Origin of the sequence: Halomonas fontilapidosi, assembly GCF_014192285.1 — a bacterium.
Taxonomy (GTDB): domain Bacteria; phylum Pseudomonadota; class Gammaproteobacteria; order Pseudomonadales; family Halomonadaceae; genus Halomonas; species Halomonas fontilapidosi.
The window spans coordinates 1-15775 of record NZ_JACHXQ010000005.1 but is presented as its reverse complement, the minus strand read 5'-3'; the positions used below and the strand labels follow the sequence as shown (position 1 = coordinate 15775).

General features: G+C 59.3%; 12 protein-coding genes. 9 read left to right on the top strand and 3 right to left on the bottom strand.

Annotation, left to right across the window (positions count from 1 at the left end; all coding sequences use genetic code 11):
• The first annotated feature begins 77 nt into the window (after positions 1-77).
• Positions 78-524 (top strand): nucleoside deaminase, encoded by a 447-nt coding sequence (locus FHR95_RS08620; protein WP_183314107.1) that lies wholly within the window; start codon positions 78-80, stop codon positions 522-524.
• An 11-nt stretch (positions 525-535) separates the two neighbouring features.
• On the opposite strand, the gene FHR95_RS08615 is transcribed toward FHR95_RS08620, so the two are convergent.
• Complete coding sequence (locus FHR95_RS08615) at positions 536-1447, bottom strand: homocysteine S-methyltransferase family protein (RefSeq protein ID WP_183314106.1); 912 nt, start codon at positions 1445-1447, stop codon at positions 536-538.
• Between the two features lie 182 nt (positions 1448-1629).
• Here FHR95_RS08615 and FHR95_RS08610 point away from each other — a divergent pair, with 182 nt between their 5' ends.
• The 3 genes from FHR95_RS08610 to FHR95_RS08600 all read left to right on the top strand — a co-directional run bounded on the left by FHR95_RS08610 (position 1630) and on the right by FHR95_RS08600 (position 5102).
• Positions 1630-3018 carry a CHAD domain-containing protein gene (locus tag FHR95_RS08610; RefSeq protein WP_183314105.1) on the top strand — a complete coding sequence of 463 codons (1389 nt, stop codon included), beginning with the start codon at positions 1630-1632 and terminating at the stop codon, positions 3016-3018.
• A 328-nt stretch (positions 3019-3346) separates the two neighbouring features.
• Positions 3347-4453, top strand: coding sequence for a diguanylate cyclase (locus FHR95_RS08605; RefSeq protein WP_257125521.1), 1107 nt, complete (start codon positions 3347-3349; stop codon positions 4451-4453).
• A gap of 229 nt (positions 4454-4682) precedes the next feature.
• On the top strand, positions 4683-5102 hold the full coding sequence (locus FHR95_RS08600) for a SpoIIAA family protein (RefSeq protein WP_052448714.1): 420 nt from the start codon (positions 4683-4685) through the stop codon (positions 5100-5102).
• Between the two features lie 66 nt (positions 5103-5168).
• On the opposite strand, the gene FHR95_RS08595 is transcribed toward FHR95_RS08600, so the two are convergent.
• Together FHR95_RS08595 and FHR95_RS08590 are read right to left on the bottom strand one after the other, a co-directional pair.
• The gene (locus tag FHR95_RS08595) at positions 5169-5489 is read right to left on the bottom strand and encodes a BON domain-containing protein (RefSeq protein ID WP_183314104.1); all 321 of its coding nucleotides are present in this window, start codon (positions 5487-5489) and stop codon (positions 5169-5171) included.
• Complete coding sequence (locus FHR95_RS08590) at positions 5486-9349, bottom strand: AsmA family protein (protein ID WP_183314103.1); 3864 nt, start codon at positions 9347-9349, stop codon at positions 5486-5488. Before FHR95_RS08590 ends, FHR95_RS08595 begins: the two co-directional genes overlap by 4 nt.
• A gap of 504 nt (positions 9350-9853) precedes the next feature.
• Here FHR95_RS08590 and FHR95_RS08585 point away from each other — a divergent pair.
• The 5 genes from FHR95_RS08585 to FHR95_RS08565 all read left to right on the top strand — a co-directional run bounded on the left by FHR95_RS08585 (position 9854) and on the right by FHR95_RS08565 (position 15510).
• A complete protein-coding gene (locus tag FHR95_RS08585) occupies positions 9854-11578 on the top strand; it encodes an SWIM zinc finger family protein (RefSeq protein WP_183314102.1) in 1725 nt (574 codons plus the stop codon).
• Between the two features lie 137 nt (positions 11579-11715).
• Complete coding sequence (locus FHR95_RS08580; protein ID WP_183314101.1) at positions 11716-12729, top strand: nuclease-related domain-containing protein; 1014 nt, start codon at positions 11716-11718, stop codon at positions 12727-12729.
• Positions 12730-12854: 125 nt separating this feature from the next.
• On the top strand, positions 12855-13913 hold the full coding sequence (locus FHR95_RS08575) for a DUF262 domain-containing protein (RefSeq protein ID WP_183314100.1): 1059 nt from the start codon (positions 12855-12857) through the stop codon (positions 13911-13913).
• On the top strand, positions 13894-14841 hold the full coding sequence (locus FHR95_RS08570) for a HEPN domain-containing protein (protein ID WP_221199272.1): 948 nt from the start codon (positions 13894-13896) through the stop codon (positions 14839-14841). Before FHR95_RS08575 ends, FHR95_RS08570 begins: the two co-directional genes overlap by 20 nt.
• Positions 14842-14904: 63 nt before the next feature.
• Positions 14905-15510 (top strand): PIN domain-containing protein, encoded by a 606-nt coding sequence (locus FHR95_RS08565; protein WP_183314099.1) that lies wholly within the window; start codon positions 14905-14907, stop codon positions 15508-15510.
• Positions 15511-15775 lie beyond the last annotated feature (265 nt).

The following is a 15775-nucleotide window of genomic DNA, read 5'->3' as shown; positions in this document are numbered from 1 at the left end:
CTGGACCCCTGTCAGCCACGATGGTCATATGGGCGACGCGTTTGGAAGATTTTTTCCCTTCAGGCAGGCAGGACCCCATGACACATCGGCAATGGATAGCGCAGTGCATCGAGCTTGCCCTCGATAATGCGGCACGTGGCCAGGCGCCCTTTGCCGCGCTGGTGGTACGGGACGGCACCGTGATAGGGCAGGGCGTGAACGATGTGAAAGCCACCGAGGACCTGGCCGGGCATGCCGAGGTCCGTGCGCTGCAGGATGCCGCCCGGCACTCGGGCTCGCGGCGCTTGGCAGGATGTGTGCTCTATACCAGCTGCGAGCCTTGTCCCATGTGCCTGGGGGCGATCTACTGGAGCGGCCTCGACGAGGTCTACTACGGGCTTTCCGTCGCGGAACAGGCAGAATTCGATGATCTGCCCGAGCGCCAGTACGCCGAATTCAGGCGCCCGGCTCGGGAGCGCCGTGTTCAGATGGCGCAGGCCACGCCCGACGGCATGGATCCTCGGCGTCCTTTCCTGGCGGATTGATCCGCAGGGTGTCAAGAAGCAGCCAGAGGATGGCCCGCCGCGGTCAATCGCTTGGCCAGTGTGGCGATATGCGCCGGGCCTACCTCGCAGCAGCCGCCCACGAGGGTCGCGCCCTGCTCGACCCAGCGCAGCGCATGCTCGGCGTAGCCGTCAGGATCGAGATCCTTTCGCGTCGTCAGCGTATCCACGGTGCCGCCGGGCGACAGCTCGGCCGCCGACGTGAAGGCGTTGGCATAGCCGCCGAACGGCACGCCAAGGCCTGCCAACTCCCCTATGGCGGTAGTCACTGCCTCAGGTACCGAACAGTTGACCAATACCCCCTCGGCGCCTGAGGCCACGACCTCCTGGGCCGCCGCGGCCAGCGGCTCGCCGGAGCGAAGGCGCGTTCCATCGCGGTCATCTACCGTGAAGGCCACCCACACCGGGCGCTGACTCTCGACTGCCGCGAGTGTCGCAGCACGCGCCTCACGGGTCAGGGTCATGGTTTCGCACAGGAAAAGGTCGACCCCGCCGGTCTGGACCGCCACCAAGCGGCGGTAGTCGCGCAGGCAGGTGGCGTCGTCCGGTACGCTATCGGGGTGATAACTCGCGACCAGCGGGGGCAGACAGCCCGCGATGCGTATCGCCTGACCGCTTTCATCACGCGCCTTGCGAGCGGCGCTCAGTGCCGCGGCATGCAGCGGCTCGAACATGTCCGGATCGCCGTCGCGCGCCAGGCGCTGCGGGGTCGCGCTGTAGTTGTTGACCGTGATGACCCGAGCACCGGCCTCGATGAAGTCGCGGTGGGCCGCGGTCACCAGATGCGGTTCGTCCAACATGACCTGAGCGGACCAAAGCGGCGTGGCAGGGCGCCGGCTGCGCCGCCTGAGCTCCTGGCCCATCCCTCCGTCCAGGAGGACTACGTGGTGTTCTTTCGAGGTCATCAGACCGCTGTCCTCTTCGGGGTTGACGAGGCTGCTTCGCTAACCGCAGCGCGCGACGGGGACACTAGCCGGTAATGACGATCCGCTCAAGGCAGTGCTTTCCACAGCCGTACGCCATATGGACGCTAACGGGGCGGATTGGCCTATCATGACCGCACAGATCGCTATCGGGAGAGAGGCTCATGCGTCAACTGTTCTTGATGCGCCACGCCAAGGCGAAACGCGGAGATAAAGAGGTAGCCGATCACGACCGGCCACTGCGCAAGCGAGGCAGGCGCCAGGCGGCGGCCATGGCCGAGGCACTGCAGCATTGGAAGGCGGTGGAGGGCGAGGTTCACGTCAGTGGTGCGGTGCGCACGCGTCAGACACTCGACGAGGTAGCCAAGCGGCTTCCCGAGCGTTCCCTGAGCGAGCGAGCCTTCGTCGACGAGGCGCTTTACACCTTCGATGCCCATGCCCTGCTGGCCTGGCTGCAGGGGCTGCCCGAGACGACCGACAGGGTCCTGCTGATCGGTCACAACCCGGCCTTGCTGGAGCTGGCCCATTGGCTCTGTCCTGACACGCCAAGCAAGCTGCCCACCGGCGGCCTGCTGCATCTTTCGCTGCCCGATACGCCTTGGCACGCCCTGGAGCAACACGCCGCCGAGGACGTGCATAGCCTGACACCGCAGCAGGCCAACCACGCGCTCTTCAAGCGCGCTGCGCCGTCGGCTCCTGATCTTGGAAAGGCCGGCCTGAAGCGGCGCATCCGCGAGCGGCTGGCTCACCAGTACCGCATGGTGCGCGCCCTGGAGCCCGGGGTCATGGCCGGTATCGACCCCGAGTTCCTGCACCAGTATCGCGTCAACCTGCGCCGCAGTCGGGCGATCGGCGAGTCCGTGCGGGCGGCCATCAAGGTGCCCGGCTTGAAGAAACGCTTGAAGCATCTCAAGCGGCGGGCTCAGGCGACCAGCGATCTGCGCGACCTCGATGTCTTCCTGGAAAGCCTGAATGAGGCTCCGCCGCCGCTGATATCGCGTTCTCGTCAGGCCCTGGAGCGCTGGCTGCGGGCCCGCCGTGAGGAGGAGCACGCCGCACTGCGCCAACAGCTTGTTCAATCCACTTACGCCGAGGAGATGCAGGACTGGCGAGACTTCCTCGGCTCCCGGCACTTCAAGAAAGCGCTGGCCGGCCTATCCGCCAAGCGCATCGAGACGGTACTGGCCGAGCGCATCGACCGCCACGACCAGACGCAGGCAGCGCTTTCCCCCGATAGCGATGATGAAACGCTACATGATCTGCGCAAGGCCGTGAAACGCATCCGCTACCTGGCCGAGCTGGAGCCCAAGCGCCACCGTGATTTTCTCTCGGGTCTGAAGCATCGCCAGCGTTTGCTGGGCGACTTTCAGGATCTGTGCTCCCGTCAGGTCTGGATCGAGGCCTTTGCCGCCAGCTCCGCTAACGCTCCCAGGCGTAAGCAGGAGTGCGATGACTGGCGTGCTGCCCTGGAGGTACAGAAAAAAGCCATGCGCGAAGAGGTGATAGCCCTGACACCGCTAGCAGACCTCTACCACGCCTCTCTCAAACGCTGAACCGCCTCGACGCGGCCTTCGGCTGGCAATGGCCGAAGGCCGCACCATAGCCTCCTGATCTCGTGCATCCGGAACGGTATCGGCTCACGGTGGACAAGCTATTGACGGTGAAGCGTGAGAAAATTGGCAAGCTTTTGGGCACCTCGGTAATCTTGTCGCCATCTTGTCAGGCGTTTCTTCTTCCTTATCCCCAAGGAAAATCGGTCTTTTAACCAGGGAGCATGGGGCGTTGTCATCACTAGGAAAGCCGTATCACGTGCATTGGTTGACGGGCCAGCTGCGCGAATATAGCAGCGAGTCAGTGTACCGCAGGTCCATCCAGGAGAGGGTGCGGTTCGAAACCTGCATTTCCGTGATCGTGGCAGCCTCGATCTTTGGCATGTTTTCTATCACGGACTACCATCTGCTTGGCACGACCCGAGAGTACTATCTGTTGGTCGCCATGCGTTTCGTGGTCGTAAGCCTCTGCTTTCTGCTTGCCTTTGTTATCGTACGCTGGGGAAGCTATACCCGGCATGCCTGGCTGCACGCCTTGCCGCTATGGATACTCGCGACCGGTATCATCCTGATCGTTCCCTTGCGTCCCGAGAGCCTCTCCAGCCAGGTGACAGCCGCCGTGGTGGCCACCATGGCATTCTATCTCCTGATCCCGAATCTGCTGACGGTGGTGACGCTTGCCAGCCTCTATCTGAGCATTGGCTTTCTGACCTCTGCAGTGCTGTTTGCCGACATTGATTCTGTGGCGACGCTTCGTATAGCGCTGTTGCTGATCATGGCCAATATCGTGGGCTTCTTTGCCTTGTGGCGCCTGGAGGGCCTACAGCGTAAGCAATTTGTGCTGCTTCACGAGGAGCGAGATCAAAATCGCCAGCTGCTCAAGGAAATAGCGCACCGAAAAGCCCTGGAGGAGCAGTTACGTATGGTCGCCGAGCGGGACGCGCTGACGGGGCTTAATACTCGCGGTCATTTCATGAAGCGGGCTCAGGGTTTACTGCAACGCTCTCAACATGAAAAGGTGCCGTTCAGCCTTTTCATGATCGATGTGGATCATTTCAAGAGCATCAATGATACCTGGGGCCACAGTCACGGCGATTGGGTTCTGAGCAAGATCGCGGAGGTCTGTGCCCAAGCCCTCCGCCCCACGGATGTGATAGGGCGCTTCGGCGGCGAGGAGTTTGTGGTGGCCCTGCCGAACACCAGCGCAGAAGATGCTCAAATCGTCGCAGAGCGCTTGAAGAAGAGAGTCGCCGAGCTGCCGTTGAAGGAAGGAATGAGCGAGCGACGCCTGAGCGTCACTATTGGTGTCGCGGTAGCGCACACTGAAACGGCCGACCTCGAATCCTTGATCAAGCGAGCGGACCAGACGCTCTACGTCGGCAAGCGTGACGGCAGGAACCGGGTCGTGATGTGTCGCGAGAGGATGGAAGAAGAATGAGTGGCCCCGCCCTGACAGACGCGTTGACGGCTCATCAGGTCAGGCGAGACCTGACTCAGGTGACTCGTTGATGATGCACCCTAGCCGCATACCTGCGAATGGAACCACGTCAGGATATGCTGGAACGTTCAGTGGCCTCGTGATTCGGGTTCAAGTGATGCGCGCGGGCTTCATGGCTATGCTGAGGAAAAGCGTAGCGTACTATCCTCAATAACCTTGGGAGATCATCATGTTGGAGTTCATCAGTCCGCCGGCAGAACACGTTGTGGCGATGCGGGTCGGCGGCGTCGTCACGGCTCAGGAATTGCAGCAGGCCATCGACGCCATTGAGGCCGCCAAGCGCCACCATCCCAGGGTCAGCCTGCTGGCAGAGCTCGACGGCCTGCGCTTGATGACGTTTCCAGCGCTGCTCAAGGACGTTGGCTATGGCCTGACTCAGATCGGCGACCTCGAGCACTACCACCGCGCCGCCGTGGTCACCGACAAGGAGTGGATCAAGCATATCGCCCAACTGGAGGATCGCCTCTTCAAGGCGGTGGAGATTCGAACCTTCCCCAGCCACGACCATTCCGCCGCCATGGAGTGGGTCTGCGAGCTGCCCAGGGGCGACCACGAGAACCCCGAAGACGACGGCTACCATGGTGCCTGACTGTCCTGGCCATCATCGGAAAAGCGGGAGGTTCAGCCTCAGCCCGGGCCGTGTTTAAGCTTCCCGTTACTTGACCGTGATCTTGTTGTCGACTGTATCCACCTTGTCATGCTCACGCGCTATGGCCTCAGCCCGACTGCGCTGCTCTGACGTCTCGACGAAACCGCCCAGGGTGACGCGACCGCCTTCCAGTTCCACGTCGATGGCCGCGCCGGCCAGGTCCGGTGCTTCGAGGAGGCGGGCCTTGATCTGCACCGCCTTCAGCGAATCCTGCTGGGCAACCCGGGCCGATTCATTGATCGGAGCACCGGCACAGCCGACCAGCAGCCCTGCCACGAGAACGCCCGGCATCGCCAGGGTGCCAAGCCAAGGGTGTCGATGCCTCATTCGATATTCCCCTCATCGATTGCCTCGCGGGAACGGCTGATCAACCCCTGGCAATAGTCCCTGTCGATGCCCGTACCCACATCGACCAGCGGCAAGAGCGCGGCGATGGGGCCGGCAACCGCGGCGAGAGTTGCGCTGGCACCGGTGCGTATCGCGAGGCGTTCGCCATGCACCGCGGTGTCGATGTCATCGAAGGTGCCACCCATGTGAAGGGGAGACCGTCCGACAAGCAGGCTGGGGTCCTTGGGATGGGGAATGATGCTGATATCCAGGCGCTCCGTATTCAGATCCACCTGACCGCCGATGGTGAAGGTGGTGTCGTTCGTGTCCACCAGGAAGGTATCCAGTTCGGTAACGCCATTTCGCGCCTGGAGATCGGCATAGGCACAATCGATGGGAATGGCGTCACGGTCGCGCACCCAGCTCAGAAACGTCTGGCCGGCATCGAGCCCGGCCAGTTCGACGAGTAACGCCTCCAGCCTTCCGCCCGTCATCAGCAGCACCACGCCGCCATCGCTGGATGCCAGCAGCTCCGCGATGGAGGCGCCTTCTACCCATAGCTTGCCGCGCCCGCCGATGATGCCGACACTCTCATCGCCCAGTTCCCAGTGACGCAAGGCGTCGTTGAGATCCACTCCCTGTACCTCTACCTGCAGGGTGCCGCTGGGCGGTTGGGTGCCGGCATCCAGGTCGAGGATGAGGTCAACGCTGCCTTCACCAACCCCGAAGCCGACGGGCTCGAACTGACCGCGCCCCTCCTCGAGAAGAAAATCGATGACCACGTTGCTCAAGGGAACATCTCCTGCCCGCACGGACTGCCCTCGAAAGCTCACGTCTGCCGAGACGGCCTGCCAGGCATCGCTGATGATGGGGTCGTCGGGCAGGAGGAAGCGATCGTCGGGCCTCTCACCTTCGTTCGTTGCCGGTGTTGCCCCGGCGAGGATCCCCAGATCCTTGATATCCAGATGACGAGAGGTCAGCTCTCCAGCAAGGTGAGGTGGCCTGACGCCGCCGTCGAGTGCCAGCCAGCCATTGAGATCGCTGTCGCCCACCATCCCTTCCATCTCGGTGAGGCGCCAGCGCTGGTTATCCAGTGCCAGGTTTCCCGACACCGCATAGGCGGGAAGCTGCGGCAAGGGCACGCCCAGCAAGCGGTTCAAGCGTTGCGGGTTCGGCCCCTCCAGGGCCAGCTCCAGATCCAGCCCTGCCAGTGCCAGCGGTCGACGCAAGGTACCTTGCAACCGGAGCCGGGTGTCAACGACCGTCGCCTCGAGATCCACGGCATAGGGACGGTCCGGGTCCCGGGCATCGAGCAAGGGATCGCCCTGCAGTGATAGTGAGGCCGGGGCTCCATCGTAGCGACCCTCGCCGTTCAGCTGAAACGCCTGCTCGCCTTCATCGAGACCTCGCGTTTCCAGCGACAGCATCAGCTCGGTCCCGGCTTGCGGGTCGCTGAAGCGAAGCTCGGAGGGCTCGAGCGTCAGCTGACCGATAAACGGCAACAGCAGATCATCGCGCCTCTCGGCGGCTAGCGTTTCGCGCATTTCCAGGTGCAGGTTTCCGGATACCCTGCCCAGTCGGTCCTCGATGGGCGTGAAGGTATCGGTGAGCTGGGAAAGCGCAATCTGGTCGAGATTGACATCCAGCCGCCCGGACGCCGGCTGTGCGTTCGCGTCCAGGGCAAGGCTGCCGGCCAGTGAGCCTTCGCCAATACGAAACCGCAGGGGATCGGCCAGAAATCTGCCCTCTTCCAGGTCGGCGTTCAGCGCTGGGTCACGCAGTTCGAGTCCGTTGGGCAAGACCAGGGCTTGCGCTTCCAGATCGAACTGCCCATCGACGCCTCGCAATGGCGCCAGGAGGGCGTTGCCCCGGTTATCCTCGTTCGCTTCGACGGTGGCGGGGATGATGCGGGCAAGATCTATACGTCCGGCTTCCAGGTCAGCGTTCACCCGGGGACGTTCGGCGTTATGGAATTCGACACGGCCGCTGATACGGGTCGACGCTATCTCGCCGTCGAGACCGGTGGCGGACCATTGTGCGTTATCGCGACGCAAGCGGCCGGCGAGACGAAATTCAGGCAAGGGCGGCAGAATCGGGCCAATCCAGGCTTCCAACGCGCGGCCGCTGTCGGCGTCCAGCATTACTTCGCCTTCAAGGGTGCCGGGTTGCAGGAGCGAGTCCAGTCGGGTGTCGACGCGAGCGTGCAACCCCTCCGATGTGGCCTCGGCCTCGAGCCGGTAGTCGTGTTGCCAGGCCCCCGTCTCGAGGTTGACCAAGTCAGTGAGCGGGTCACCCCGGAGCGCCATCTCTAGCGGTTTGTCGGTCAGGGTTCCGCTCAGGCCGAGGAACAGTCCGGGTGGCTCTCCCTCACCACGGGTTTCGAGTGTCGCCTCGAGATCGCTGCCGGCCGTCTCGTTGCGATACGAGAATCGGCTGTTCGCGATACGCAGGTTGGCAAGCAGGGTCTCGCGTTCGAAGGTCGGGCGTTGCTCGATAGGCTGAAGTTCGAAAGCGAGTTCGGCATCCAGCCTATCGTCGGGGCCCAGCGGGATATCCAGCGTGTCCTGGCTCAGGTTCTGCAGGGTGAGACGCGCCTCCGCCGCCAGCGTGTCAGGGCGGCTCGTCAAGCTGGCCTCGGCCTCGACATGGCTGTCGGCAATCGCAAAGCTCACCGAATCGAGGCTAAGCGTATGCTCGGCGAGCGTGATCCGGGAGTGAATATCTTCGACAACTCCCTGCTCCAGCGTCAGGCGCTCCACCGACAGGTCCAGCTCGCCCCGCAGCGCCGGTAGCACGGGCAGCGATATTTCCGTCGTTTCTTGTCCGGATTCGGGCAAGGCCGCGCGCAAGGCGGCGACATCGAGTGTTGGGGCTTGCAACTGGCCGTTCAGCGTCGGTGCATCGCCGCCGGTAGTCATTTGCAGCTCGCCGGTCACGTGGCTTCCGCCCGCTTCGCTATCGATATCGCTGAATTGCCATTCGCTGCCTTGGCGCTCGAGACGCGACGCGATATCAAGACGCTCCAACCCGATCGGGGGCAAGCCCCACCGTGACAGCCAGTCGGCGAGCCCCCGGACGCTGAGCTCGCCATCTGCCTGGAAGCGCGTCAGTGCTGGCGCCTCGGGAACCTCGAAGGTTGCCAATAGCCGGCTCTCGTCGGCGCTCAACGAGAACTCGCCGGCGAAGGCCTGGGCCTCATCCATGAAGGCCCCGAGGGAATCGGTTTCTGCCTGCAGCGCAAAGGGTTGCTCCTGAAATGTCAGGGCCGCCTGGCTATGCAGGGTGTCATCGTCCGCTTGCATCTCCAGAGAGCGAAGGGTCAGCTCGAGCGGGGTGTCGCTCTCGGCGGGGAGATAGCGTATCTCGGACTCGGATACCGAAAGATGGCGAATACGCAAAGGCGACGCTGTCGCGCCTTCGGAAGGGGGCTCGCCCCCTTGGGACGGCGGCGATGCTGCCTTGTCGACGAACAGCCAGTTGCCTGGCGCCTCGGGGCGTTGTTCCAGGTTCAGCGTCAGGCCTTCGATCGCGATGCCCTCCAGTACGAGCTCCCCGCGGACCAGGTCACCGAGCGATGGCGAGACACTGACACGCTGGGCCGTGAACATCCGAGGCGAGGTGGCCCATGACGGATTATCGAGTTCGACGTCGTGAAGGGATAACCGTGGAGTCGGGAAAAGGTCCACTGTCACGGCGCCGTGAATCGCCGCCGAGCGGCCGGTCGTCGTCTCGATTTGATCGGTGATCACCGGCTTCAGGAAGTTCCAGGGCATCAGCGCCACTGCGGCGACACCAAGTACCACGACGATGAGCGGTACGAGCCACCACCTATGCCGGTGCCGGGAAGATGCATGTGCCATGTGCCTGCCGTCCTGTGTCGATTACCTTGAGTGTATCAGCGCGTTGCGCTCAACGAGCTCGACCGCAGCATCTTCTACGGCGGCGATGAGCAGGGCTACACCGACTACCCTTATCCTCGATAACGGCCTCGACCTCGTCTGAGCCGACGCCAACCCCCTGAAAGCCACAAGCTCGGCTCGATTGCCGGGCTTGTGGCGTAATGGAGAGGCGCTGTCGTGTTCACGTCGTCGACATATCGCCGGGACATGTTCAAGAAACGCGATTCTTTCGACACGTCTGGCCGACATGTCGACGGCATCGACATGACGGCCACTGCGGAGAGTTGGGGATGTAAAGTAGTGTAGGCCTTATGGTGATTTGGCCCGCTTTCGAGCGGAGTTGGATTTCCAATGGGGCGCGGACGCACAGGCCACCACCTGGACATCATCGCAGTCGGAGAGAGGAGGAGACGTGATGGCGGCTCAGAAACGGCAGGTCGATAGCACGGCACTGGCGGTGACATGATGCAAGAGGATGAGAGGGAGCTTCTTTCCGATCGGCAGCTGGCCATGCTCGCCGGCGAGGCTGCCTTCGGTCGCGGATTGGAGTATTACCACGCGGGCATGGTGGTCGGCTGGAATCGGAAGGGGGCCACCATCACCGCCGACGTGGAGGGCAGCGAGCGCTATCGCGTGGTGCTAAAGCTGAGCAAGCGAGGCCTCGAAGGCGGCTGCAATTGCCCGGCCTCAGAGGGCATCGACTTCTGCAAGCACTGCGTGGCGACGGCCCTCGCGTACCGGGCAGAGCAGGCCGAGCAGACGCGGCTGACGGAGGGCGATGCCACGGACCGGATTCGCGCCTATCTGCAGCAGATGGACAAGGCCTCCCTCGTCGAGTCGCTCGAATCCCTGATCGACAGTGACCCGGTGCTGCGTCAACAGTGGTCGCTGCGGGCCGATGCGGTGCTTGGCGTGTTGGACCACAAGGCGCTGAAGAAGCGCATTACCGCGGCGTTCCCCGTCAACCGCGATCTCTACCGCTACGGGCAGGTGAGTGCCTACTTCGCCAGGGCGGAGGCCGTCGTCGAACAGCTCGCCGAGCAGGCGCCGCAGCTTCCCGCGGAGCAGTGCTTGAAGCTGGTGGACTATGCCCTCTCACGCCTGGGCCGGGCGCTGGAGACCATCGATGACTCCGGTGGCTTTCGCTTCCACTGCGAGGCGACGCTGCAGACGCTGCATGTCCAGACCGTGACGCGGCTCGACTGGTCGCCCGACAGGCTGGCGGCGTATCTCTTCGAGAAGGCATTCGGTGACGAAGACCTCTACCCGGAGATTCCCGGGGCCTATGTCCAGGCGTTGGGTGAGGCGGGATTGGCGGCCTATCACGACCACCTGCAGCAGGCCTGGGACGCCTTGCCGGCGCTGCCGGCCGGAGCGGGCTGGTCGGAGGAGTATCCTTACCTTCGCCTGCGCCGCCCCCTGTTCGAGCGTGCCGAGGCCGCCAGCGACCTGCCGGCGATGCTGGCGCTCTACCAGAAGACCGCCAGCAAGGAGCGCGACTGCCTGGATGCCGCCGAGTTGTGCATCGAACATGGGGCCTGGGACGAGTTGGAGACGTGGCTGGCGCGAGCGAAACGGGCGATGTCCAAGCAGCATCCCCTCCAGCAGGTTGAACGGCAGCGCCTCGAGGTGTGCCTGCTGCTGCACCGCGGTGACGTGGAGGCGGCGGCGACACTGCAGTGGGACATCTACCAGCAGACGCAGCATCTTGAGGACTATCGCCGGCTGGTGTCGATGGCAGACGAGCATGGACTGGCCATCGATTACCGCCAGCGTGCTCGTGACTGGCTGGTGGCCCGGCTCGACAAGACGCCCCCGTCACCCTTTGCTTTCGCTCCCCGCGCGGAAAACAGCCTGCTGGAAATCGAGCTGTTCGAGGGGCGCCTGGGCGAGGCCCAGGCGCTGTGCGCCGAGCGGGCCGTGGCCCCCGAGCTGCTGCACCTTCTGGCGAAGACGCTGAAGGACCCCGACGAAAGCCAGCCGCTGTACCTGCGCCTGGTGCGCCATAGCGTTTGCCAGACTAACAACCGGGCCTATCGCGAGGGCATCGCCCTGCTGCAGGAGCTGAAGGGCTCGCTTGCCACCCCGGCACAGCAAGCCGCGTTCGAGCAGGTGCTGACCCAGCTGCGCACGGAGTTCAAGCAGAAGCGCAATTTCATCAAGTGGCTGAACGAGGCCTTCCCGACCTGACTGATGCCTGAGCTTACCCCCTGCGACCTTTGCATGGCTGGCCCTCAGGCTGCTTTGGTGTCAGGCTGACGGGTAACGAAACGTTGCAAAGCGTCAGCGATGGCCCGCCAGCCGGGCCGATATGCAGGGACAAGCCCATGATCCTTAAGGAAAAGGATGTCTCTCCTAACGGGGTTGGCCGCGACGGCGACGAGCGTGCCTTCTACGGCCACAAGCAGGAACAGGACGTCGCCTTCCAGCTGCGCCGCGAGTTCGGCGAGCACAAGCAGATTCACGTCATCAACGACCTGCGCCTCGAACACCGTGGCGAAAGAGCCCAGATCGATCATCTGATCCTCCATCCCTACGGCTTCATCGTCATCGAGTCCAAGAGCATCGTCGGTGAGGTCACGGTCAATGCCGCAGGCGAGTGGTCGCGCAGTTACCAGGGCAACTGGATGGGTATCCCGTCACCGATCCGCCAGGCGGAGCTGCAGAAGATGGTGCTGCGTCGTCTATTAAGCGCCAATGTTGAGAAGATCATCAGCAAGCTACTGGGCATTCAGGGGGGAGTAGGAGGGCGTGACTGGCAGGTGCTTTGTGCCGTCTCCAGCACCGCCATCCTGCATCGCGACAAGATGCCGAAGAAAGTTGCCGTTCGAGTAGTGAAGACCGAGTTCCTGGCCGAGAAGGTCAAGGAAATCGTCGGCAATATCGCTATCGCTTTCATCAAGGCCAAGCCCTCGTTTTCCAAGCGGGAGCTTGCCAATATCGGCAGCTTCCTGCTTGAGCATACCGCCCAGTTGAGCACCACTTCGGGCAGCAGCGACAGTGCAACCGCCACACCGGAACCGGCCGCCCCCGTTGCCGAGTCTGCGTCTCGCTACTCGGCTTCGCCGACGCCGGATGTTGCTTCGTTTGAGACCGAGCTCACCGCACAGCGCCAGAGCCTGCTGGCCTGCAAGCAGTGCGGCGAAGCCAACAGCCTTACCGGCATGTACGGCCAGTACGGCTACTATGTGAAGTGCGGCGTCTGCAGCACCAACACATCAATGAAACAGCCGTGTCCCGCCTGCGGCTGGAAGAGCGTGCGCGTGTCCAAGGATGGCCCAGAGTACACCGGCGCCTGCCGGAATTGCGAGCATACATTTCTAGTCTTTCGGCAGGAATAAGGGAGGGCATTGATATGTCACCTATCGACCCAAAGCGGTCATACCGGCAGAGGCTGTGGGCTAGTTCATCAATATTGTATGGCTTGACGAAGCAACGACTAAAAAATTGATCAATTGGATCTGATATGAAAGAAATACTGGATAAATTTACCCAAGCGCAGGAAAGTTTGGTAACTCAGCAATCTGATTTTTCACTTTCTGCTATAGCGGAAATGGTTAGATTCGAATCTATAGACATTGCCCCGCACTATCAGAGACGTGATCGTTGGCATGTAGAAAAACAGTCTGCTTTGATTGAGTCATTTCTGCTCAACATACCAGTACCACCTGTCTACCTTTCTGAAGATGAGTATGGAACCTATACGGTTATTGACGGTAAGCAGCGCATAACATCCATCTATGAGTTTTTATCAGGAAAATTCAGGTTAAAAGATCTTAAGGAGGTGCCAGAGTTAAATGGCTACTCTTTCGAAGATCTTCCTGGCCAGATAAAGCGAGCTCTTTCTATAAGACCATTTATGCGTGTAATTACTCTGCTTAAGCAATCAGATCCTGAGTTGAAATATGAGGTATTTTTAAGGCTTAATACGGGTGGGGAAAAATTGAAGGCTCAGGAGATTAGAAATGTAGCTTTCGCCGGGCCACTAAATGATCTTCTCTTCGAGTTATCTGAAAACGAATTTCTGAAGACTAAGCTAAAAATTACCTCATTAAAATCAGCCCCGTACCGGAATATGGATGATTTGGAGCTAGTTCTAAGATTTTTCACTATTCATAGTAGGTGGGGAAATTTTGGAAAAAAAATCTCGGTAGCTATGGACGATTTCATGGCAGAAAATCAATCCCGTGAGGTTGGGGGTCTAAGAGACCTGTTCTATTACTCAATTCAAGGGTGTCAGCGTATCTGGGGAGACTATGCATTTCAAAAGCCTCTGAATAACGGTTGGCGGGAACAGCTAATCGTACCTCTATTTGATGCTCAAATGGTGGCGGTATCACTCATAGACGAGGCTCGAATTCGTAGGTTAGAAGCAGCTAAAGACATTGTTATCGAAGCTACTCGTAGTATGTATGAGACCGATCCAGAGTTTCTTAAGGCGGTGACGCAAGCTACAGGTGACTCCTTGGCAATTAGGAATAGGGTAGCCAAGCTAAGACATATGCTTGAAACTGTTGAGGTTTGATATGCCGTCAGCCAAAACAGACTTTATAGATCGTATTAGATGCTTGGACTCTTCAATTGAAACAGAGGCTGTTCAGAATAAAGCGTTAACAGAGAGAGAGCATAATGCCATAGCTAGAATGCTGAGAAATGGGCTTGCTGTAGTGAGCTTCGCATCGTTAGAGGATTATATTAAAAAAAGATCCTCGGAGGCAATGGCTGAAATTAGCCGCTGCACAATTTTGTTTACTGAACTGCCTGAAAAGTTACAAAAAGCTGCAACATACGAGGTCTTATCCGCGCTAAATTATCAACTAGGATTATTAGACAAAGACGATAAACCGGCATATGTCCAGGAACATGCGCTAAAGATCGCTTCTACTGCGACGCCAAATTTTGAATTATCTGCTCATACATTCGGATACTCTCAAGCTAATATTAGCAATACGGTTGTTGGGAGTATTCTGAAAAGCTTTAATGTAGAAGACCCTTGGCGACAAATGTCACTAATGTCATCTGATTTGGGGTTAACTGCTGCATTGTCACTTTCTGAAATATTTGGAAGTGCATCGTTAAGGAGGCATAGAGCTGCGCATGTTGCTGGTGCAGATACTCCACCTACCGATATTAAACAGTTTGTTAAGGAAGCATTTGCGATAGCTATAACTTTTGATGCATTGCTTTCTAAAGCAATTCAAAAGCTGATTGAAAACGATGATGACTTTGTGCGTAATGGTCAAAAGGTGGATGCCTCTTCGGTAAAATTTCGAACTATTAAGTTTGTCGACGGTAGGTGGAAAGAATACATAGGCAATAGCAGGCGCGCATTCAGAACTTCAAATGAATTAGATGTGTTACAGCGTGAAGCTCGACGAAGAGCGCATATGTCAAAAGAAGTGATAGTTGAGTTTGATGAGCAGGGACTTGTCAACTGGTGGGAATGTCGATGAAGGCGTCGTATAATAAGCGGATATTGTCGGATCGATTTTCCGCCACGTGAAAGGATTGAATAATTGAAGAATAATTACGTCCTGATCGATTACGAGAATGTTCAGCCGAAGAGCTTAGCGGTTCTCAGTGGCCACGAATTTAAGGTCATCGTCTTCGTTGGTGCAAATCAGGTAAAGATCCCGTTCGAACTTGCTTCGGCTCTTCAAGCCCTTGGAAGCAACGCAGAGTATGTGAAAATTGGAGGCAATGGGCCGAATGCACTCGATTTCCATATCGCTTTTTACGTCGGTCAACTGGCGGAGAAAGATCCGAATGCGTACTTTCACATTATTTCGAAAGATACGGGATTCGATTCCCTGATTAAGCATCTCAAGGGGAGAAAGATATTCGCTCAGCGCGAGAAGGAACTCGCCGAGATACCGTTGTTACGAATTTCTAATGCAACGTCAATAGGTGAAAAACTCGAAGCAATTGTGAAAAGCCTAGCTGCGCGGGGGCATTCAAGGCCTCGCAAAGTCAAGACACTTGCGAATACCATCAATGCGCTATTCTTTAAGAAGCTCGAAGAGAGTGAGCTTGTGGAAATAATCGAGCAGATGAAGAAGCAAAGAATGATTGTCGTCGAGAATGAAAGTATCAGTTACAAGCCGCCTATTAGCCATCATTAACAAGGCCATTCACCCCTCGCTAGTATCCTGCACGGCTGATTGTTGGCGTAAAATCAGAACTATCTAAAAGACCGCTTCTGGCCGATAGCTGACACTCGTATGCAGAAAAAGCGGCTCGCTGACGACGTGCTTTCCCTCGTCAACGAGCCGATTTTCCAGCCTTACTCACTGACTAGGTTTTGTCCGAAAAGTCGAATCTGCTAATGTCGTCGATGCCGAAGCAGTATAGGTGACCCATGGCAGGACGCTACGAGATCTCCGACAA

Excerpts from the sequence above, each read along its gene's own strand:
- FHR95_RS08585 (WP_183314102.1), top strand. The coding sequence starts at position 9,854 with ATGCAAGAGGATGAGAGGGAGCTTCTTTCCGATCGGCAGCTGGCCATG.
- FHR95_RS08595 (WP_183314104.1), bottom strand. The coding sequence starts at position 5,489 with ATGAGGCATCGACACCCTTGGCTTGGCACCCTGGCGATGCCGGGCGTT.
- FHR95_RS08575 (WP_183314100.1), top strand. The coding sequence starts at position 12,855 with ATGAAAGAAATACTGGATAAATTTACCCAAGCGCAGGAAAGTTTGGTA.
- FHR95_RS08620 (WP_183314107.1), top strand. The coding sequence starts at position 78 with ATGACACATCGGCAATGGATAGCGCAGTGCATCGAGCTTGCCCTCGAT.
- FHR95_RS08590 (WP_183314103.1), bottom strand. The coding sequence starts at position 9,349 with ATGGCACATGCATCTTCCCGGCACCGGCATAGGTGGTGGCTCGTACCG.
- FHR95_RS08600 (WP_052448714.1), top strand. The coding sequence starts at position 4,683 with ATGTTGGAGTTCATCAGTCCGCCGGCAGAACACGTTGTGGCGATGCGG.
- FHR95_RS08610 (WP_183314105.1), top strand. The coding sequence starts at position 1,630 with ATGCGTCAACTGTTCTTGATGCGCCACGCCAAGGCGAAACGCGGAGAT.
- FHR95_RS08615 (WP_183314106.1), bottom strand. The coding sequence starts at position 1,447 with ATGACCTCGAAAGAACACCACGTAGTCCTCCTGGACGGAGGGATGGGC.
- FHR95_RS08580 (WP_183314101.1), top strand. The coding sequence starts at position 11,716 with ATGATCCTTAAGGAAAAGGATGTCTCTCCTAACGGGGTTGGCCGCGAC.